The sequence below is a fragment of the Chitinophaga oryziterrae genome (assembly GCF_009758125.1).
Classification (GTDB): Bacteria; Bacteroidota; Bacteroidia; order Chitinophagales; family Chitinophagaceae; genus Chitinophaga; species Chitinophaga oryziterrae.
Genome location: NZ_WRXO01000004.1, coordinates 162,767 through 183,693, shown reverse-complemented (window position 1 = coordinate 183,693; position 20,927 = coordinate 162,767). Strand labels below are relative to the sequence as shown.

The 20,927-nt window shown below is 39.0% G+C and carries 19 protein-coding genes; 5 read left to right on the top strand and 14 right to left on the bottom strand.

From position 1 onward, the window contains the following. Positions 1–175: 175 nt before the first annotated feature. The 8 genes from GO495_RS32720 to GO495_RS15695 form a co-directional block, all read right to left on the bottom strand. The gene (locus GO495_RS32720) at positions 176–406 is read right to left on the bottom strand and encodes an IS3 family transposase (RefSeq protein ID WP_157300672.1); all 231 of its coding nucleotides are present in this window, start codon (positions 404–406) and stop codon (positions 176–178) included. Between the two features lie 37 nt (positions 407–443). After that, entirely contained in the window at positions 444–665 is a 222-nt protein-coding gene (locus tag GO495_RS32715) for a DDE-type integrase/transposase/recombinase (RefSeq protein ID WP_420808920.1), read from the bottom strand. A gap of 86 nt (positions 666–751) precedes the next feature. Then, positions 752–919 (bottom strand): IS3 family transposase, encoded by a 168-nt coding sequence (locus tag GO495_RS32710; RefSeq protein WP_420808919.1) that lies wholly within the window; start codon positions 917–919, stop codon positions 752–754. A 298-nt stretch (positions 920–1,217) separates the two neighbouring features. Next, positions 1,218–1,418: an IS3 family transposase gene (locus tag GO495_RS32705; protein ID WP_420808917.1), complete on the bottom strand. Its 201-nt coding sequence runs from the start codon at positions 1,416–1,418 to the stop codon at positions 1,218–1,220. Positions 1,419–2,146: 728 nt separating this feature from the next. Continuing rightward, on the bottom strand, positions 2,147–2,389 hold the full coding sequence (locus tag GO495_RS15710; RefSeq protein ID WP_157300670.1) for a hypothetical protein: 243 nt from the start codon (positions 2,387–2,389) through the stop codon (positions 2,147–2,149). Between the two features lie 107 nt (positions 2,390–2,496). Beyond that, positions 2,497–3,747 carry a thioredoxin family protein gene (locus GO495_RS15705; protein ID WP_157300669.1) on the bottom strand — a complete coding sequence of 417 codons (1,251 nt, stop codon included), beginning with the start codon at positions 3,745–3,747 and terminating at the stop codon, positions 2,497–2,499. Positions 3,748–3,865: 118 nt separating this feature from the next. Continuing rightward, positions 3,866–5,329 (bottom strand): RagB/SusD family nutrient uptake outer membrane protein, encoded by a 1,464-nt coding sequence (locus tag GO495_RS15700; RefSeq protein WP_157300668.1) that lies wholly within the window; start codon positions 5,327–5,329, stop codon positions 3,866–3,868. A 23-nt stretch (positions 5,330–5,352) separates the two neighbouring features. Further along, positions 5,353–8,637, bottom strand: a complete 3,285-nt coding sequence (locus GO495_RS15695; protein ID WP_157300667.1) for a SusC/RagA family TonB-linked outer membrane protein — start codon at positions 8,635–8,637, stop codon at positions 5,353–5,355. 362 nt (positions 8,638–8,999) lie between these two features. Between GO495_RS15695 and GO495_RS15690 the strand changes: the two genes are divergently transcribed. Further along, the gene (locus GO495_RS15690; RefSeq protein WP_157300666.1) at positions 9,000–10,007 is read left to right on the top strand and encodes a FecR family protein; all 1,008 of its coding nucleotides are present in this window, start codon (positions 9,000–9,002) and stop codon (positions 10,005–10,007) included. Here the strand turns inward: GO495_RS15690 and GO495_RS15685 are convergent. The 4 genes from GO495_RS15685 to GO495_RS15670 are packed head-to-tail and all read right to left on the bottom strand — an operon-like array spanning position 9,972 to position 12,992. Beyond that, complete coding sequence (locus GO495_RS15685) at positions 9,972–10,514, bottom strand: adenylyl-sulfate kinase (RefSeq protein WP_157300665.1); 543 nt, start codon at positions 10,512–10,514, stop codon at positions 9,972–9,974. The genes GO495_RS15690 and GO495_RS15685 overlap by 36 nt on opposite strands. Continuing rightward, complete coding sequence (locus tag GO495_RS15680) at positions 10,514–11,440, bottom strand: phytanoyl-CoA dioxygenase family protein (RefSeq protein WP_157300664.1); 927 nt, start codon at positions 11,438–11,440, stop codon at positions 10,514–10,516. Before GO495_RS15680 ends, GO495_RS15685 begins: the two co-directional genes overlap by 1 nt. After that, positions 11,437–12,324 carry a hypothetical protein gene (locus GO495_RS15675; RefSeq protein ID WP_157300663.1) on the bottom strand — a complete coding sequence of 296 codons (888 nt, stop codon included), beginning with the start codon at positions 12,322–12,324 and terminating at the stop codon, positions 11,437–11,439. The genes GO495_RS15680 and GO495_RS15675 overlap by 4 nt, the downstream gene beginning before the upstream one ends. Beyond that, complete coding sequence (locus GO495_RS15670; RefSeq protein ID WP_157300662.1) at positions 12,324–12,992, bottom strand: aspartyl/asparaginyl beta-hydroxylase domain-containing protein; 669 nt, start codon at positions 12,990–12,992, stop codon at positions 12,324–12,326. Before GO495_RS15670 ends, GO495_RS15675 begins: the two co-directional genes overlap by 1 nt. 142 nt (positions 12,993–13,134) lie before the next feature. Between GO495_RS15670 and GO495_RS15665 the strand changes: the two genes are divergently transcribed. The 4 genes from GO495_RS15665 (at position 13,135) to GO495_RS15650 (ending at position 15,892) form a co-directional block, all read left to right on the top strand. Beyond that, complete coding sequence (locus GO495_RS15665; protein ID WP_157300661.1) at positions 13,135–14,037, top strand: helix-turn-helix transcriptional regulator; 903 nt, start codon at positions 13,135–13,137, stop codon at positions 14,035–14,037. A 94-nt stretch (positions 14,038–14,131) separates the two neighbouring features. Next, complete coding sequence (locus GO495_RS15660; RefSeq protein WP_157300660.1) at positions 14,132–14,536, top strand: MauE/DoxX family redox-associated membrane protein; 405 nt, start codon at positions 14,132–14,134, stop codon at positions 14,534–14,536. Between the two features lie 9 nt (positions 14,537–14,545). Continuing rightward, positions 14,546–15,595, top strand: a complete 1,050-nt coding sequence (locus GO495_RS15655; RefSeq protein ID WP_157300659.1) for a hypothetical protein — start codon at positions 14,546–14,548, stop codon at positions 15,593–15,595. A 42-nt stretch (positions 15,596–15,637) separates the two neighbouring features. Next, on the top strand, positions 15,638–15,892 hold the full coding sequence (locus GO495_RS15650) for a DUF6520 family protein (RefSeq protein ID WP_157300658.1): 255 nt from the start codon (positions 15,638–15,640) through the stop codon (positions 15,890–15,892). A 39-nt stretch (positions 15,893–15,931) separates the two neighbouring features. Here the strand turns inward: GO495_RS15650 and GO495_RS15645 are convergent, their stop codons facing one another. Together GO495_RS15645 and GO495_RS15640 are read right to left on the bottom strand one after the other, a co-directional pair. After that, positions 15,932–17,311, bottom strand: a complete 1,380-nt coding sequence (locus tag GO495_RS15645; protein WP_157300657.1) for a RagB/SusD family nutrient uptake outer membrane protein — start codon at positions 17,309–17,311, stop codon at positions 15,932–15,934. A gap of 8 nt (positions 17,312–17,319) precedes the next feature. Continuing rightward, entirely contained in the window at positions 17,320–20,652 is a 3,333-nt protein-coding gene (locus tag GO495_RS15640) for a SusC/RagA family TonB-linked outer membrane protein (protein ID WP_157300656.1), read from the bottom strand. Positions 20,653–20,927 lie beyond the last annotated feature (275 nt).

The window sequence follows — 20,927 nt, the reverse complement described above, 5'->3', positions numbered from 1 at the left end:
TATAAGTGCCCTATAATTTAATGTTTTTTAATGATATAAGATTGCATTGGGATTACAACTATAAAATTAATACTTAATTAGGCTGTAATATATAATTTGGGGTTATTTCGAAAGTTCCGTTAGAAAAGCATCCTGACCAATATATTGAAATTGCAACAATAAAATGGACACTTGGTTAAGTGGTGAAAGATTGCTTGTTTAACTTTAGGCTAAATTCTTCCAGAGGCATATACGCCAGCAAAAAATGTAGTCTTTTTCTATTATACCAAATTTCTATATACTCAAATGTTGCTAACGCTGTTTGTTCCTTGTCTCTGTACTTATTCTGGTAGATACATTGGGCTTTGAGTGTCTTGAAAAAGCTCTCAGCGACCATATTATACCAGCAATTCTCTTTTCGGCTCATACTCCTAATGACTAATGGATTAGCCTCCAGAATCCGCTTAAAATCCGTACAGGCATATTGGATACGTCTGTCCGATGGAATATAATTCCTTTATTACCGGCCGGTTTGTTTGTACCATTTTCCATACAGCTACTACTGTATCTTCAGCCTTCATAGTTGTACTTAGGACCCAGCCTATGATTTTTCTATCTCCCAGATCAAGTACTATTGTAAGGTACAACCAGCCTTGACGTGTTTTAATATAGGCTATATCAGAAATCCAGGCAGTACCGATACTTTCAAGATTAAATGCCCTGTTTAGCTTGTTTTCTACTACAGGGTATTTTGCTTTGAATTCGCAGTGGCCTAGAACTTTTTCTTAACAATACTTCTCAGCTTTGCTTTTCGCATCAACCTCGCTACTCGAGGCCTTGATATCTTTATTCCACGCTTGTTCAATACCATGGTAATCGTAGGGCTAACATATATATTTTTGCAGTCAGCATGAACCTGTTGGATATACTCAGTAAGAATCTGGTTCCCAATAAGTCTTGCTGAAACAACAGCATTTAACCATAATAACCAGTCCGACTAACTTTAAGAACTTTACATATATTCTCAATGCGAAATAAATGCTCATGGTCTTTTATGAACCTGAATATTTGCCAACGTTCCTGGAGAAGATGCTGATAGCCTTTTTAGAATATCGCATTCAATCTGAGTGTCACGGAGCTCCTTCTTTAATCTTGCAACCTTTTGCTCTGCTTCACTAAGGATCACTTTGCCATTCCCTGGGAAGCAACTTTGGGATTGAGAAAAAATGGGCACTCAGTTAAGCTGCAATTTTTTGTTGACTAAATTTCTCTATAAATACGGCTGGTAACAAGTACCTAAGCGCAGGGTGTCGCCTTTTACGATTATATCGGGTCTCAATATATTCGAAGATAACTATCGCCGCACTTTCCTTACTGACGAACATTTGATGATATATACACTCCGCTTTTAGCGTTTTAAAGGCTTTCTGCGACCTCATTATCCCAGCAATTGCCCTTTCTGTTCATACTTCTTCTTACAAGAATAATTACGTTTAAAACGGCTGCAACAGCTGTACAAGCATATTGGATACCCCGGTCAGAATGAAAGATTAAATCTTCTGTTATTTGCCGGCTTTTAAAGCCATCACTCATGCTAATAACACTGTATTTGACGCCTTCATGGTTTCGCTTAATGACCAACCAATGATACGCCGATCTCCAGGATCCATGATTATCGTCAGTTACAACCAGCCTTGCAGTGTCTTGATATATGTAATATCTGACACCAATACTTGTCGAGATCTCAAAGGATCAAAGCCTCTATTAAATATGTTTCCCACTATTGGATACTTATGGCTGGAGTTTGTTGTAATCTTAAATTCCTTCTTTGCCATACTTCGTATCCTTCCTTTTCTCATTGAACGAGCAACCTTGGGTCTGGATACATCAATTCCCATACCACTTAGTTCCTTGGTGATCTTGTTCTGCTATACCGTTTTTTACTATCTTCATAGATAGCAGATATTTGTTTTGTAAGAGAAACACTCTCAACGCTTCTTGCAGATTCTAGGCTCTCACGCCAGCAGTAATATCCTCTTTTACTGACACCTATACTTTGCACATCTTCTCAATGGGAAATATTGCATCATGTTCTTTTATGAACCATAGATTTGCCATCGCTCCTGGAGAAGATGCTTACAGCCTCTTTTAAAATATCGCGTTCCAGCTATGTATCACGGAGGTCTTTTTTAAATGAACAATCTCTTACTCCTATTCGCTCAAAATCGTCTTCCCATTGCCGGAAAAGTTTTTCTCTTGCTTTTCTAACTACTCCTTTCGCCAACGATATAACAGAGCAGGGCGGGATGTCCAACTCCTTGGCAAGAGCAACTAAATCCGTACGCTGCTTGCTCAATTCAACACTCATTAGCTTAAACTTCTTGTTGTAAGTCTTTCTCTGTCTTGACATAATGTTAAGGTATAGATTTTTTTCTCTTAACTCCATGTCCACTCAAATGCAGCACTTCAATCAAGTATTCATTAGTATAAATTTCAGTCTATAAGATTTGTCCGCCGTTAGTTTGTCGGCCAAGTTGGAATTCCATTATTCATTTTATCTAATGTTTCTTTATATATTTTAATATCCTCTTCTTGTTTAAGTTCAGTAACTAATTTTAATGCTTTTTTTTCCCATAGTAGGGCTTCTTTAATTTCCCCTGTTCTATATAAGAGATTAGCATAAGTATCATAGACTGGATAATATTTTCCGTCACCACTGGTTAAATTTTTTTTACTCCAAGTTAGCATAGTTTTCAAATAGTTTTCATCCTGAATATTTTCAAAAAAGTACCATATATAGTTATTCATTTCAAATTGATTCATCCTTTCACCATATCTATTTAGATATTCTATAAAATATTTGGACGCTTCTATAGGGTTCATTGCTGCATCTTTGTAATAATTGAGCTTTTCTTTCAAAATTATTTCATCAGAAAGTTCCGGACAAATGTATGCAACCTTTTGGGTTATACTATCCCAATCAACCTTTCTATTATTAATAAACGCTTTATTTGCAAATGGATGAACAACCTCGTTGTATATTTGATTTCTTATAACTCCTTGTGAAAATTCTCTATCATTTAATACTTGGTTTATTTTATTGGAATTATTTAAGAAAAACTTAAATGCTTTACTATTTACATCTTTTATAATTTGATAAATTATCATGAGATTGTCTTTGGTAAATGGATCATTCAATGATAAGACATAATCATCGCCTAAAATAATCGCGGTTTTCCTATCATTAGCTTTTAATGCTACAGGTACAAGTTTATTTGCTAAAAGGGGACCTCTTTCTCCTTTTTTAAATCGTTTATATAAAGTAAAATATTGGAATTCAGGCATTAAAGACTCGGATGCTTTGTTTATAAATTCTTGACCTTCATTGAACGCACCTGTTATTAAATGTACTAATTCCCCATCTGGATTAAAGAATAGAAAAGTCGGGTACGCCTCTATATTTGCCATTTTTTTAAATTTTTCAACATCAGCATACCAATTCTTAATCTGTTGATTATCAATATTAGTTCTGTCAAATTGCACTTGAACATTGATGAAATTTTCATTGAAAAAAGTTCCCACTTTTTCTAGTCCAAATATATTATTATTCATCATTTTGCAAGGACCACACCAAGTAGTATAGCAATCTATGAAGATATATTTTTTTTCGGCTTTGGCCTTTGCTTTTATTTGTTCCCAATTTAGAGTTTGCTCAAATTTTATTCCTTTAAAATTTATAGCAATTGAATTTCTATAGATTAGTAGCATAGAGATCAAGGTTACCGCATATTTGATCCGACAATTGAGCATAATATTTATTTTGATTTATAATTCATAATTAATCCAATTCATCCAGTTCCTTTTTGTTCGATTCTTAATTTATCAATTATTGATAACCTGGATTTTGATGAAGTGTACTACTTGCTTGAATTGTCGCTAAAGGAATAGGGTAAAGACTCCAGTTGTTATTCCAAACTCCTCCTTTTTGAGGGGTCACCTCTGCCATCACAGCATCTATTAGTCCATTTCTTTTTAAATCAAACCATCTATGCCCCCATTCTGAGAAAAGCTCAACTTGCCTTTCATGCATAATTGAGGCAAGCATTTCACTAGCAGTTATTGCCGTAGTATTAGCTAGACCAGCTCTTGTTCGAATAACATTTAAATCAGTTGCTGCACTATTGGATCCTGTTACATTACCTAAATTTGCTCTTGCTTCAGCACGAATTAAGTATTGCTCTGCGAGACGTAATACCATTAAATATTCAGTAACGGGTGCATTTTGAATAGCGCTCTTATATTTAAAAGGATAATAGTACGATGTTCCATTTGATATGTTATTCCCAAGCCAATTACTTTTTCTTAGATCTCCCATTTCAAAGGCATCATATAGAAACTTACTTACAGAAACTGGTTGTTCATCATTAACTCCTGTTAATAGAATGAAAATTCTTGCGTCTTCTGTATTCCAGCCAATATTGATTGGTTGCAGTTGCCAAATAGCTTCTTTACTATTTTTTAGAAAGACACTAGCTAAAGGGATGGTATCGTATAAAGTGACATTATTTATAACCCTAGATGACTGATCCTCTGCATTTTTCCAGTCTCCTATATAGAGATAAGTTCTAGCCAACAATGCAGTAGCAGCAAATTTATTTGGTCGTACCCTTTCATCTGAAGATGATGTTACATTTATTCCAACATAATTTTCATTTAGTGAATTTTGCGCATCTTTCAGGTCAGAAATAATTTGTTTATAAACTTCAGCCTTAGGCATTCGTTGCATAATTATATTTTCTTTATAATTTGTTGAGGTAATGATTGGAATATCACCGAATAGATTAACTAAATAAAAGTGGAAGAAGGCTCTCATAAACTTCGCTTCACCCAATAATTGATGTTTAACTTGATCTGATATTCCACTGGAACTTTCCAATCCTTCAATAGCTGCATTTGTTGCATAGATATAGTTATACATTTCTGTCCAGTATAGAGCATTTGTACTAAGTAAGGAATTAGCATATGCTTGTGGAATCATGCTGTAATAGGTGGGATAACCTTTTAACTCGTCTGCTGTCAAACCTGCAATCATTGAAATACTAGTTATACCCGTACCTGACCCATATCCACTTAGCCTTGTATATATTCCTGTAAGGACAGAAATAGCTGTAGAATTAGAACTATATATAATTTTCGAATCCGGTTGAGTTAGGGGAGAAGGAATTTCGACTAATTTTTTGCACTGCAAATGAATAAAAAATAAAATCGCAGTTAATCCTATAAATTTTACTTTTTTTACGATTGCATATACTTTAACGCTTATTTTTTTCACGAAATTTGATGATTTCATTTTTTTTTATTAAATGTTAACGTTTACAATTCGAGATGTATACCAGCTGTTAATACTTTTAATGGAGGGAGTGCTGAAATACTTTGATTTTCTGGATCTACACCTTTATATCTAGTTATTGTAAGAAAATTTTGTCCTTGGACATATACCCTTGCATTTTGGAGATGCATGCTTTTCTTAAAGATTTCATGTAAGCTGTATGATATTGAAAAGTTTTTTAAACGGATGAATGAGGCATCTGTATAAGCATAATCACTGAATCCTGCAAAATCATAGGCTCTTGCAGCATCCGATCCTGAATTTTGCGTGAATTTTTGTATTGAACTAATATCACCACTTTTTTTCCATCTATGCAATATTTCCTTTGGCTGATTAAAATAAAATCTACCTGGAAATTGAGTTGAGTACAAATAGTTATGTCCTATTTGCTTCACAAATTGGATTAGAAAATCAAGTTGTAATCCTTTGTATTGGATGGTATTTTGAAATCCACCGTAAAATTTTGGTGCCGTATTTATAAATGTAGTTCTATCATTTTCATAATCTGGATTGAAAGTTTCCTTACCATTCTTGTCAGAAAATTTATATACTCCAGTTTCCGAATCAACTCCAGTTAAGTGATAAACTTTTACAACTTGAATGGATTTACCTATTTCGTATATATCTTTATAAGATGAATTTTTTAGGTTAGCGAATTTCACAAGTTTATTATTAGCAATAGTTAGATTGCCTGAAGAAATCCAACTAAATTTTTGAGTTTTTATATTAGTTGTGTTCAATGTAAACTCCCATCCACTATTTTGTACTGTTGCCGGTAAATTAGCAGTAATACTTTGAAATCCAGCTATATCTGGTAATCTATAATTGACTAATTGGTTTGAGGAATAATTATGATAATAGTTAACAGTTAATAAGATTCTATCTTTTATAAATCCTAATTCAATAGCACCTTCTGTTTTTACATTTTTTTCCCAACTGTAATCTGATGCTGGAAGATAACTGGGAAAGAGGCCTTGTCCACCTTGGTATGGAATTCCTCCATTTGTAAATTCATATAATCCTAAATATTGATAGTCAGAAATCTGATCATTACCCGTGGTTCCATAGCTCGCCCTAATTTTGCCAAAGCTCAACATCGGCAAGTTCTTTTTGCTGAAATTTTCGTTAGAGAATATCCACCCTGTAGCTATTGAACCGAAGTTACCAAATTGCTTTCCTGGTCCAAATCTACTACTGCCATCTCTTCGAGCTGTTAAATTTAATAAGTATCTATCTTTGAGGTTGTATGTTAAACGACCATATATTGCGTTATATTTATACTGTATGTAATTAACATCGCCTTTTGAAACATTGGCTGCAGCAGCTAAGCTATATAGCAATGCATCATTTGTATAACCATTTCCTTGTATGACTTGTTGATTTGATACTAATTTTTGAATTGTATTACCTATTAAAGCATTAATCTTTCCGGACCCTAGTCTTAAGTTATAAGTTATTTGAGGTTCAGTAATCCATGTATAACCATAATTATTAGTAAACTGTGAAGATCCTGTTGTAATACCATAGGATGGTCTATATGAAGCAATGGCGTTTGTTAACGTTTCATTTGTTTGAGTATTTGTATAACCTAAATTAACTTTAACGTCAAGATTGGGAATAAAGTTATAACTTAATACTGAATTACTTACTAAATTGGTAGTAAAGGTTTTATACTTGTTATAAAAACGAGCTTGTGGATTATCCCACGTATTGTTAGCCCAATTTAATGTTGCATCTGAATTAAATATGGCTGGAGCATCAGGCGGTAATAATATCCTATCGGTTACATCACCAGCGGTCAGGTTATTATTGTCTATTAGATATATTCCCGATAAAGTGATTTTAAATTTTTGGTTTTGTGATACTGAATTTATGTTGAAATGGATGGCGTTTTTTTTATCAAAAAAATCTTTTGAAAAAGTTGTTGTCTCTTTATGATAACTACCATCAATTAGGTATTGTGTGTTAGCATTTCCGCCTGATAGAGATATTCTTGAATCCGTATATTGCGCATTTCCCTGAATGACTTTTTTAGGCCAATTAGTATAACGTGTAGTATCCCAAATTCCATTTATATCTTGATCAAAAGTTGGGTCGGGCGTCATGTGATCATTTAGAAACGCTTCGTGCCGCATTTCTAAATACTGATTTGTATTAAGTAAATTAGGGCTACGGGTTACATTACCAGTACCGAAATATCCACTGAATTCTACTTTACTTGCGCCAATTTGACCTTTTTTAGTTGTTATGAGGACTACTCCATTTGATCCTCGGGATCCATAAATTGCTGTAGCATCGGCATCTTTTAATATATCTATACTCAGAATATCTAACGGATTGATCAAGTTAAGTGGATTCCCATTTCCTGTAATACCTAAACCAAGCTTTGATAATGACTGGGAAGAATACGGAACCCCATCAATAATGTACAATGGATCATTTCCAACAGCAGGATTAATGCTACTGCGTCCCCTAATTTGTACTTGTATTGCACCACCTGGTACACCAGTTTGCTGTGTGATTAACATTCCAGCTACTCGTCCTTGTAAACTAAGTAGTGGATTACTTACTGGTTGTTTTTCTATTTCTTCAGCTTTTACAGTTGTGACATTTCCTGTACTAAAACGACGAGTCGTTGTACCATAAGCGATTATAACTGTTTCATCCAGTGCTCCTACATAATTTTTTAACTGAATTACTTTGGTTCGACCACTTCCAAAGCTAACATCTTGGGTAACAAACCCAATACTGCTGACTGTTAGTGCAGCGTTTCGACGAACTGAATTCAAACTAAAATCTCCATTTTCTAATGTAGTTGTTCCCATAGTAGATCCTTTTATAAGCACCGTAGCTCCAATAATAGGCTCTCCTTTTTCATTAACAACTTTACCCTTTAAAGTAATAGTCGTATCCGAATTACTATTATTAACCACCACTGTCCTCCTTATCGCTATCGAATTCTTACCCACCTCCACCCACGTCAACCCTCTTCCATCCAGCAACTCATGCAAAACAACATCCACCGCTTTATTCTTCACATCAATGGATACACTGGGATACGCAGACAAATCCGCATCCTGAAAATAAATGTAGACACCACTCTTTTTAGATATTTGTCGCAGCACTTCTGCCAGCGAAGTATTTTTAATCGAAATAGTCAGAGGTTTACCTTGCAGAGGCTCACTTTTAACAAAGAGAGGAGATAAGCAGAGCATAGCAACCAGGCAGCAGTATAGAAATGCGCGGTTGAATTTGACAATCTTTTGCATAAGTGCACTACGATTTTGGTTAGTAAAATGGTTGGTTGGTCGTACTATTTAACGCTAGCAGGCAAGCGCAAGTGCAATAGAGTGTCTTTTAACGGCTACTGAGAAATTAAGGTAAAAGTAAAAAGCATTCACATTGTAGTTTCACATGATATTCACAGGTATAGTAAAACTAAATCAGAGAGGATAAATATCGTCCCTACTATAGAAAAGTAAAACTTAATAAAAAGGTAACGTTCCAATAAAAACTTTTTTCAGCCAAAGGATCAAATGTCTTCAATTCAATGATTTAGACACCTGCATGCTCAAAATAATTTCAAAACCAACATTACCTGGAATTAACTTTTTACTTTATTAGGTTTAGAATGAATACCAAACTGGAAGATATAAGGCTTTTAGTAATACAGGAAATCCTTGGAACCCTCTCAGACGACGGCACGGATATCCTGTCGGACCAGTTATCCCAAAGAGTAGAGGCCAGGAAAATCAGGGAAGATCTCTGGCAGGTACTAAATGTAGAAGCTGTTCAACAATATATAAAGCAGGACAATAACGCTGCTGATAAAATTATTAACCGGATACACCGTCAGAAAAGGAGAAAGATCATTTATGTAAGCACAGCGACCCTCATCATTGCCTTATTAATGGTGTCAAATGTTTACAGAACGCAGATTCCATCAAAGAACATTCAACTGCAGCTAGCGAACGGGCAGGTTATTAATTTAAGTAATAACAACAAGATAGCCACGGTGATGAAGACGCATAAAGCGGAATACGCAACGCTTAAAATACCAGCAGGAAAGGGTTATACGATGAATCTATCCGATGGAACGGAGATACAGTTAAATGCGGCCACAACGATGCGGTTTCCATTAGCGTTCACAGGAAATAAAAGGGAAGTATTTATCAATGGAGAAGCCTATCTGAAAGTAGCAAAAGAAGCTGACAAACCATTCATCGTTCACCTGCCGAATTCAACAATACTAGTTGTAGGCACAGAATTCAATGTGAATAGTTATGATGTAGAAAAGGTCGCATTAGTTAAAGGGGCCATTAAAGTAAATAACGTTTTATTAAAACCCGGACAGGAATTAATCGGTTCTGTTATCAATACATTCGATGAAGCAGAAGTCTTAAGCTGGCGACAAGGGAAATTCGTCTTCTGCAATACAAAGCTGGAAGACGTCTGTAGGATCATCCCGAGGATATATGGGATAAGCGTAGAACTGGATGATAAGGAAACAGGCAGTAAACGGTTCTCGGGGGTGATTGATAAGAATAAACCAATAGAGAATGTCCTAAAGGCACTAAAAGCCACCAACGGGATCGACTACTACTCAGATAAAGACAACGGCACCTTTCACATCAGATAAGAACCCCACAACAACCCCCAACGTCTCCTCCGCATTCAGTTTATCAGTATCCACAATCAAATCAGCAATTAAAGAATCCTCAAAGGTATCATTGAGCCCGGTAAGGTTATGGATCTTATCAGGATGGTTATCCGGTAAAAGCGCTTTCCGGTACAACCCTTTGGGGTCCCGGGCAATTAAGGTCTGCAAATCACATCTCAGCCATATCAGGGAAGCGCCGTATTGGTGTTTAAGGCGGATACGGGCCTCCTCATAAGGATTTATGGCCGCAATGATGATGAAGTCGTAAGAATCGATCAAAGACCAGGCATAAGCCCCTAAACGGGCAATATTCTCCAGGCGGTCCGCTTTGCTGAAGCCAAGGTCTTTGCAAAGGGTCTGACGGTAGACGTCCCCGTCTATCAGTTTGATACGCAGGCCGGATAACTCCCCCCAGGCAAGTAAAGCATTCGATAAGGTAGTTTTACCCGTTCCGGACAACCCGGTGAACTGTATAATATGACCCATTATAATGTAGAGAAGTTAAGGTACTGGACAAATCTGGGCAGGGAAGAGCGGTTGGCACTCGCTGCATGAGGCAGGGTATTGAGCCACACGACCACATCCCCTTTCACACCAGGCACAGGTATGGGGGAAGTAACAGCACGCACCGCCTCCATAGCATCATCCAACGTAGAAAATGGCCGTATGAAATCAGCAAACTGATGATGGAACCCGGGAACGACGAGCAGCGGTCCCCTGTCTTCCGGTACATCATCCAGGTAGATAAGCCCCTGGATATAATATTCGACAGGTTTGGAAAGGTCCAGGTCCCAATGAAGATTGCTCCCCTTGAACTTCCAGGAAGCAGTCTCAGGAGGATTAAAACTCAGCTTATCTGTATTTGAGATGATGTGATGCGTATTATACAGCTCAGCGAATAACTGATGAACCTGAGGATGTTTCCGGATGGCTTCCAGACGCGCATCCTGGTACACCTCTAACATGAGACCGTGCCAGTCGGGATGAGCCGGATACCAGGTAGAAGAAAGATTTAAATGAGTGCAGATGAGGTCTTTTACATCATCACATAAAGTATCCTCCACTAACCCACTTATTTTAAGATAACCTTGTTGTTCCCAGAAGGATAACTGGGACGGACTTAATAAAACAGGAGAAATAGTATCTGCCACCGAAGAAGACGTCAGCCAGTTATCAAACTGCAAAGTAGCATGATGAAAAAACTCAGCCCCCTTTAAGTCAATGATCCAGGCTTTGAAATGATCAACATCCCGGCATTCAGCATACAAAAACTGGTACGTCTCGAATTTACCCAAACCAAAGATATTCATCCAGATCCCCGCTGTAAACTCGAAATTCTCATATACAGGTATCGCAGTTCGCTGCTTTTTACCCATATGAGTCGCATAAAAAACAAACAGGAAATCTGTCATACATGTAAAGTTCTTAGCTGCTCATAAGCCGCCTGACAATCATCAAAAAAGAATTGCTCATCCACAGTAGCTTCTGGTTTGAAAACTTCCTGCGTAGATTTACTATGATAACCCAACCGGGTATTCGCCTGCTCCATATCCCGTACCGGCACACCTGTAAACTCACTGAAAGCCGTTATCATCGCCTTCCCACCGGCTGCATAATCAAAAAACAAATTCTTAGGATGATGTAATCCAAAAATACGCTCTAACTGTAAAAAATACTGGGTCAGCACCTGTGCGGTATACCGGTTAAAGTCCCCGCCAAACGTTTCCGGCGCATCCGTTTTAAGCAACGAATGACTCACCATCCCCGGCACAGCGTGGATCCCCCGCCGTTTAGCATGAGAAGCAATCACCTCATCCGGCCTGCGATACAAAAAGAAGAACGGCGTTGAAGGGTACCATTCCCGTAAAAGATGGTAATAATGAATATGCCAGCTATCTAATTTGATAATATAATCCGTCTCTTTGAAATTCCGTTGCTGCCCCATCAACGCAACCGCTGCATTAAATAAAGAAGCATCGCCCAACTGTAATATCTCATCCAGCAAAGGCGCTTCCGCAATGGCTATATTCTCTTCCGGCTGTGAAAACACCTGCGATAATAACGTAGACCCGCAACGGGAAACATGGAAGATAAACGCTCCGGGAGATAATGCATTCACTCCCTTACTGGCTTCAACAAGAAACTCCGCGCTGGAAAGGCTCTCTAAAGAAGACCGCTCCTTTTGCCTGCTCCTGCAAATATGTATCGTTTCATCAAAAAACGGATCTGTCATCCGCCTGTCCCCAAGGTCCATCCATTTCACCATTCCATCCTTCAGCTTATAAGGTATCCACATTATTTCTCCGCTTTTAAACTGGCAATTAAATTCCGGGCAGTATCCGTATCCATTCTTTCCAACTCAGCTATCATCTGCGCTTTCACTCCCGCATCCATCTTTTTCGCAGACAGATCATACCCATGTGCCGCAAACAACTGGTCCGTCCAGCTATTCCGGATACCATCAATGATCAGATGTACCCTGGCAGTATCCCCATTATTCACAATACTATGCGTAGTGCTGAAATCCATATACCAGCACTCCCCTGCTTTCAGATGTAACTGAGTACCGTCAATGGTAAAGAAAACAAACGGATTTGTTATGATAGGGATATGTATCCTGAACAGCCCATCCGCATATCCGCACCCAGGGTCTTTATGCGGTTTGATAACGCTCCCCGGCGCCAGAGACAACAGACGCACCGATTCCTTCTCACATTCCCAGCTATCCAGGATCTCCTTTACATAAGGCATAAGACGCAATACCGGTGTATCTTTATACTCCCCGTCAGGATGCGCATAAATATCATTACTCTCCCCACTTACAGAGCGCAAAGAAATACTCCGCCAGTCGCCATTATAATCCCGCGTATTAAAATGCAATGGCCATTCTTCCTTTAAAACCCCGGCCAATTCAGCCTGCAGTTGTCCTATATGATAAGATCCGGAAAATTGTATATAATTCATCTGTAGCCCTAAGATATATTATTAATATCTAATACTCAAGCATTTACTTATAATTCGTAAATTGATTTACAATATTTTATCAGCAGCGTCGAGAACACACATCCCTTTTAATACCCATAGCGGCATATCCAAAGTAAAAATTATGAATCTTTTATTAGAGTTCAAGGTCATTGACGTACCCTCACAATTAATCAAATTAACGTATGACATTCCCTCACACTATTCCAAACATATCTGCGCTTTTTCAAGACCCTTTCTCATGACATCTCCCCCCGTAGACATCCTCTATCAGCAAAAGGCCGTCAACGGTTATATGATCAATAATATCACCTTTTTTGTCAGGCAATCTGCCTCTTTCAGCACCGCTAAAGCAGAAGCGGAAATGGCCTTCTATTGCATGCTCACCGGCAGCGTCCTGATGAACATCAATAAGCCCCTGCACCAGGGACAATACACCCTCATAAACGATAACAGCATTCCGCTGCTATTAGACCTGGAGCCGGGTATCTATGAGCTCCACCAATACGGATATACAAAAACACATCTGATCAATCTCGCTAAAGCCACCTACCCAAGAACGATCTTCATCCAGCTACACCAGGCGATCAATGAAGTGAAGATCACCCGCATACATTCCTCCTTAACCGAAATATGGCTGGAAACCAAACTGAAAGAAATACTGATCCTTTTCCTCGATGATCATATCTCTCCCAAGAATGAAGAACACCTGGACATCATCCTCAACTTCATCCACAACAACCTCGATAAAGATATCTCCATCAGTCAACTTACAAAGATGTATTACATCAGCGAATCCACCCTCAGAAGAAGTTTTATCAGGAAATTCGGGACCTCCTTCTCCCAGTATCTTCAAAAAACCAGACTGGAAAAAGGGGAAGATCTGCTGGCCCATACCAACAACCCTGTTCATGAAATAGCGTTGCAGGTAGGGTACCGGTCTGCCGCCGCCTTTGCACATGCTTTTAAACAACATTTCGGTTATACCCCCACCATTATCAGAGAACGCAGCGCGATAGTAAATTGAACGCAACGCGATACGGTGATATGCCTTTTGAATCGACCTTCATACTCACAATCAAAGGGGACCTCAAAATACGGGACAATCTAAAAACAGCATTATGATCAAAAAATGGCTGGTTGAAATCATATCCCTACTGTTCGTTTTATTATTTATATATACCGCCGTATATAAAATCATTGATTTCAGGAATTTTCAGGCAGTGATCGGTCAGTCTCCCATGATTACCAGGTTTGCGCCCTTAGTAGCCATCGGTGTGCCCATAGCAGAAATAACGATCTCCGGATTACTGGTGCTCCCCCGCTATCGCATAATAGGCTTATGCGCCAGCTTTGCTATCATGTTGTTATTTACGTTCTATATCATCATACTATTAAACTTAAACATACATCTCCCCTGCTCCTGTGGCGGGATCATAGCAGAAATGAACTGGAATCAGCATCTTGTCTTTAACATTGTGTTTGTCATACTCGCATTAATTGGGATCAGCATATACAAGCGATAAACGTTCGTCATGTCGAATACAAATATCATCCGGTTTGTAAGCATCTGTACACTATGCTGCGGATTGCTAATGTTCTTATTGTTCATTACAATGGGGCGGTCCAATGCGACTAAAAACGGGTTTTCCAGGCGGTTCCCGGTAACGAAACTCAGCGTAGCAGAAGAAGTAGATCTTAAAGGCAATAATTTTTACATCGCCGGATATACATCTGCAAACATCTATCTGGGGAATAGGAAAAAACCATTAGAGCTGTGGGTGGGAGATAAAAATTTAAAATTACAATTTCCTGAAAAGATCAAAGCTGTCTGGCAATCAACGCGTCTATCCGTTGATTCACCTTATGTTTATCTGGCTGACGGCATCTCCCCGAAATTTTTCAGAGGAGATCTGCAAAACCTAAAAATGGATACATTCCTGCGTAAAAGCAGCTATTTCACTACTGCTGCAAATATCTCCCCTGGCTCATTTGCGGTACGTGCCGTGAATATTGTTACTAAAGAAAATATGTTATTGAAAATACGAACGGATTCTCCTCATGTTATCACATCGGCAAATACTTTAAAGAAACAGATAGATGGAATATTTTGTACAGATGGTCAGCTTAAATATGATAAAACATCCCATAAACTGGTGTATATGTACTATTACCGGAACCAGTGTCTGGTATTAGATACTAACCTGAACCTGATAAGGACGGTCCGTACTATTGATACAACAACTGTTGCAAAGATTTCAATTGCTCACACATCTGATCAGGGAAATGCTACGTTCTCCGCCCCTCCTTCTTTTGTGAATGCTACAGTATGTCTGCACGCAGATAGAATGTATATCAGGTCCGCTTTACTGGGGGATAATGAAAGCCCTGCTGCGATCGATAAGAATAACCTGGTGGATGTATATTCAATGACAGATGGTCATTATATCCAGACCTTCTACATCCCCATGCAGCATGAAGAGAGTTTTACAGAAATGTGTATTATAAAAGATAAACTGATTGCTTTGTACTCCCATTTTTATGTGGCATATAATTTAAGTAGCGGTAGCCGAAAAGCTGAATGAAAGAGTAGGCATCCAATTTTTCTAACTGTAAAATTTAAATGTATGAAACGAGTAAAAGTTTTGTTGACCAGTGCCGTCATTTTGCTGGCCGTTAGTGGCGCCTTTGCGTCTAAATTCAGGGCAACCAGGGTTTATACCAGACTGGTAGATCTATACCCCGGCCAGGCTATGGAATGTCAGATCAGGGGCTTCTGCGATGGGAATGGTGCTTTATGCACGACTATCGTATACGGCGTTACCTATCAGCTTTACACTTCGGGTTGCGTATATTCTGCAATCGGAGAGATGGTACAATAACAGATAAAGGCTAATTGGCAGTTTTGCCAATTAGCTTCTTCAATAACCCGGATTCTGCGCATTCGCCATAGCCGGATCTTTTAATAGCTGGTCCAGCGGTATCGGATATAAAGTATCGGTGGATTGCCAGCTTTTCTCCAAGGGCTTTAACAGGTCATCCGCCCTTGTATTCCCTGCGATTGTCAGACTGGGTGACCGTTTCAGGTCAAACCACCGGTGTCCCCATTCGGTGAAAAGCTCAAACACCCTCTCTTTTTCAATCATCGCCAGCATAGCCTCTTTTGTGCTGGCAGTAATGTTCGCTAATCCTGCCCTGCGGCGTAAGACGCTGATATCTGATGCAGCAACTGTTAACTTCCCCTGCCAGACTCTCGCTTCTGCCCGGATCAGGTACTGTTCAGCTAATCTTAATATGGTGGTATATTCAGTGACAGGCGTCACTTCCGTTGCTTTGTATTTAGTGGGATAATAATAAGTATTGCCATTATACGTCCTGCTGGTAATCCAGCTCGTTTTACGCTTATCTGCAGGGTCAAACGATGCAACGACTGAAGGTCTTATTGTTGCATTGACCGGGTTCGTCGCAGAAATGACGAAAGTAGCAGCATCAGCACTATTTGCATCCACCCTGCTCAATTGCCAGATAGCCTCATTGCTGTTCATTAAAAATACTTTGTCCAAAGGACAGAAATTGAATGTAGCGTTATTACCAATAACTGCACTGGCTTGTATTTCAGCATCACTCCATTGTCCCCTGTATAAGTATACCCTTGCCAGTAAAGCAGTGGCTACCCATTTGTTGGCACGGACCCTTTCATTTTTAATATAGTCTCCCGACAATAAATTCTGCGCATCTTTCAAATCAGTAATAATCTGGTCATACACCACTTCCTTTGAGGTACGTGCTATGTTCTCATTAATATTATAGTCTGTTGTTAAAGTCAGTGGCACATCTCCAAATAAATTGATCAGGCAGAAGTAAGAAAAAGCTCTCACGAAGCGGGCCTCTCCGGATAATTGTTGCCTTAATGTCTGGGAGATATTGGTAGTTTGCAGGTTCAGTCCTTTTAATATTGAGTTGGCAATGTAAATTTCCTTGTACGGATCACTCCAGAGTGTCGATATCACGGCATTATTAGAAAGTATTGCATTATTATAGAAATCGATCCCTCCTCCTGAACCAGGAATCAATTCATCCGACGATAATCCGGCCAGGTAGGTGATACTGGTAAGATCTCCCGAAGCATATCCGGCTAATAATGACGCATATAAACCTGCAATAGCTTGCTCAGCGATAGCATCGCTGGAAAACACCGTATTGATGACCAACTCCGATTTGGGTGGATCGATCGCAACTATTTTTTTGCAACTGACCATTGTAATTATCAGCGTTGTATATAATAATATTTTTGGTTGCATAGCTTTACTTATAAAGTGATGTTAATACCAGCTGTAAATGTTCTCAAAGGAGGCAGGCCATTGTTCTGCGTCTCTGCATCAAGTCCCTCATATCCCGTGATCGTCAATAAATTCTGCCCCTGCAAAAATATGCTCACAGTGTTGACTTTTTTAGGCTTCCAGTTTTCCGGGAACTGAAAAGAAAGATTCACACTTTTTAATCTTACAAAAGACGCATCTGACACTAGAATATCGCTGTTCTTGTACCTGTCATAACTCTGTACGGCGACAGTATTTACAGCACTGCTGAATTGCTGGACAGAAGCATTATCCCCTGCGGCTCTCCAACGGTCCAGTACACTCACAGGCTGGTTTTGATTAAATTGTCCCGGCAGTCCCATATTATATCTATAGTTATAACCCAACTGCTTTACAAAATAGAGGAAGAAATCAAGATGAAATAATTTGTAATCAAACCCGTTCTGCAATCCTCCATACAATACAGGTTTAAGGTTTTTCACTGATTGCTGGTCTTTTACGTCAAACACCCCATCGGAATGTATATCCTCTACCTTGTAGAGTCCTGTTACAGGATCCACGCCCTGATAGTGGTATAATTTCAAAATAGATACCGGTTCTCCTATTACATACTGATTCGCATAAGATGAATTGGCAAGTCCCGGGAAGGAAATGAGTTTATTCTGAGGGATAGTGAGATTAAAGGAGCTTGTCCAGGTAAAGGGAGCCAACTTTATATTAACACTTGTCAGCTCGGCTTCCAACCCTTTATTCTCTATAACGGCTTTCAGATTATACTGGACTGATGGAAATCCGGCAGTGGGAGGTAATGGATAACTAACTAACAGGTTAGACGATCTGTTCCTGTAAAATTCCACCGTACCTGAGATACGTTTCCCGAATAACTCGAACTCCAGTGCCGCTTCCAGCTTTTTGGTCACTTCCCATCTGAAATCAGGGTTTGCCGGACGGGATGGAACAATAGCAGATACTCCCTGGTACGACGTACCGTCCAATGTAGTATAACCATCCAGATATTCATAGTTGGATATCTGATCGCTGCCTGTAGAACCATAACTAACCCTGAGTTTACCAAAGTTTAAAAAGAGAAGGTCATTTTTGATAAAGTTTGTTCCTGAAAATATCCAGGCGGCCCCTACTGCCATAAACTCCGCAACCTGGTTGTTAGCCCCGAACCTGCTGCTGGCATCGATCCTGCCGGATACATTCAGTATGTATTTACGGTCCCATTCATATTTAATACGTCCGAAAAGAGCGGCGTATTTATATTCTGCATATTGATATGTTGGGACAATGGTCGTCTGAATGGCGTTCCTGATGTCATCCATTTGTTCCTCTGTCTGAAAGCCACTGGCAGTTTGCTTCAGGTGATCGGTTACTTCATACTGGTAGGTAGTACCCAGTAAACCGGTTAATGTTCCTTTTCCGATGGCAGTTTTATAATTTACCTGTGGTTCTGCAATCCAGGAGTGTACTTTACTATGCCCGTATGTTGCAGATAAAGGCATGAGGGGAGCCACATCCGGATTGAAGGATGTTCGGAACCGCTTACTTTTTTCCCTTACTGAACTCATAACAAATCCAAGGTTGGATGAAAATGATATCCATTCATTGAGCTGGTAGCTGAATTGTCCTGCGGCGATTAAATTAGATGTATTACCAACGTAAGGACGTTTGGTAAATAAAGCAGGATTCGAAAAGGTGTTATGCTGCCAGTTTATATTATTCAATGAGTCATACAGCCTGGGGGCATCAGGAGCGAGATTGAGTGCAATTTGGGTAAGGTCCTGTCCTATACTTTTTGTTTTCCCATTGGAATAGTTAAAAGAAATATTGACTTTAATCCCTTTACCGGAGGGAATAGTATTTAAGTTACCATGAATGGAAGTCCGGTCAAATAAATTCTCTCCCGGAAAAGGCATGGTTTGTCTGTAATTTCCAAAAGTTATCAGCCCTTGTGTATACTTACTACCTGCTGATACGGTGACGAATTCATTATTAATATGGACTATTCTGCCAATTAACTCTTTTTGCCAGTCGGTATTGCGGGTTGTATCCCATTCATTATTTGTATCATAGTCATAGCGCTTCATCGTTGTTTTATCGTTTTTGATCCCCTCTAAGCGCATGGCCAGGTATTGTGGCGTATTGAGCAGTTTCATGGTATGGGCGACCTTACCTCCCCCTCCATAAACACAGGCAGTTATCCGGAGGGAATTTTTCCATGATGTTATAGGATTTCCCTTTTTTGCCATGGAAGAGTCTGCCTTTTTTGTTGTAATCAATATAACACCATTTGCGCTTCTCGAACCATAGATAGCTGTTGCATCCCCGTCTTTCAATATTTCTATGGAGGCAATATCTTCCGGATTGATATAATTCAATGGGCTCATACCATTGTATGGGTTATTAGTAATTGCCGGATACAAGGAAACACCTGGAATATTCAGAGGTTCTGCTATATAAGGTATGCCATCAATAATATAAAATGGATTATTAACCATTCTCAAACTATTCTGTCCACGGACATGAATATCAAAACCTCCTCCCGGAATACCGGTATTCTGGGTGATTTGCACGCCAGGCACCCTTCCCTGTATAGCCTGAAATGAGTTCAGCACTGGTTGAGATCCTATAATTTCTCCTTTTACACGACTTATACCTCCGGTCAAAAGTCGTTTGTCATCCATTCCATAACCTGTTACAACCGTTTCTTTGAGGGGACTTTCCACAGAAAAAAGCGTAATAAGGAAATTGCTTTTCCCAGCTACCTTTTCTGTATACTCCTTACAACCCACATAGGTGACCTTCAGCGTGGCTGTTTTACTAACACGGAAAGTAAACTGCCCGTACTGATTTGTAGTGGTCCCCCTCAGCGTGTTATCCTCCATAACAGTAGCGCCGGGCAATCCGAGATCTTTTTCATCGAATACTCTGCCGGTAACCGTTATGGAATCGTTCTCATTTGTAACAGGTATTATCTCAGCAGTTTTCCTGAGAACAATGGATTTACTATTGATACTCCATGTAACACCTTTCCCTTTCAGCAAGGTGTCCAGTACAATATGGAGAGGAGTATTAACAAAATTAACAGAAACCTTCTGATCACGATCGTATTGTATTTCATCTCCGGCAAAATAGTATTTAACCTGGCGTTCGATGGCATTACAAACTTTTTTAAATGACTTATTCTCCATTTTAAGTGTTACCAGTTTATTTTCCGGCTTCTCTTGTGCGAATAATGGCATCAGCCGCAGGTAAAAGAATAATGTCAGAAAACCGCCTCTATATAAGAAATGATAAGCTTTCATATCATTTGACATAGTTCTTCAGATTGGTAAGGTGTATGTATATAGTCGGTAAATAAAAGATTTCATAACAGTAATGGGTAAGTTTTTTTTTAAGTTTTTCGATTTATGGCGGGAAGTAATTTACTTATAAAAAGAGGCTGCCGGAAATTTATTTCATTCACAACGTATTAACTAAAACATAAAAATCTATCATCTACATTTGCCATTCCAGGTGATTCTACCAGTATTAGTTTGATATTATAATTAAAGAAAATAAATCTACTCTTGATTATAATGTCAGCGTTAGA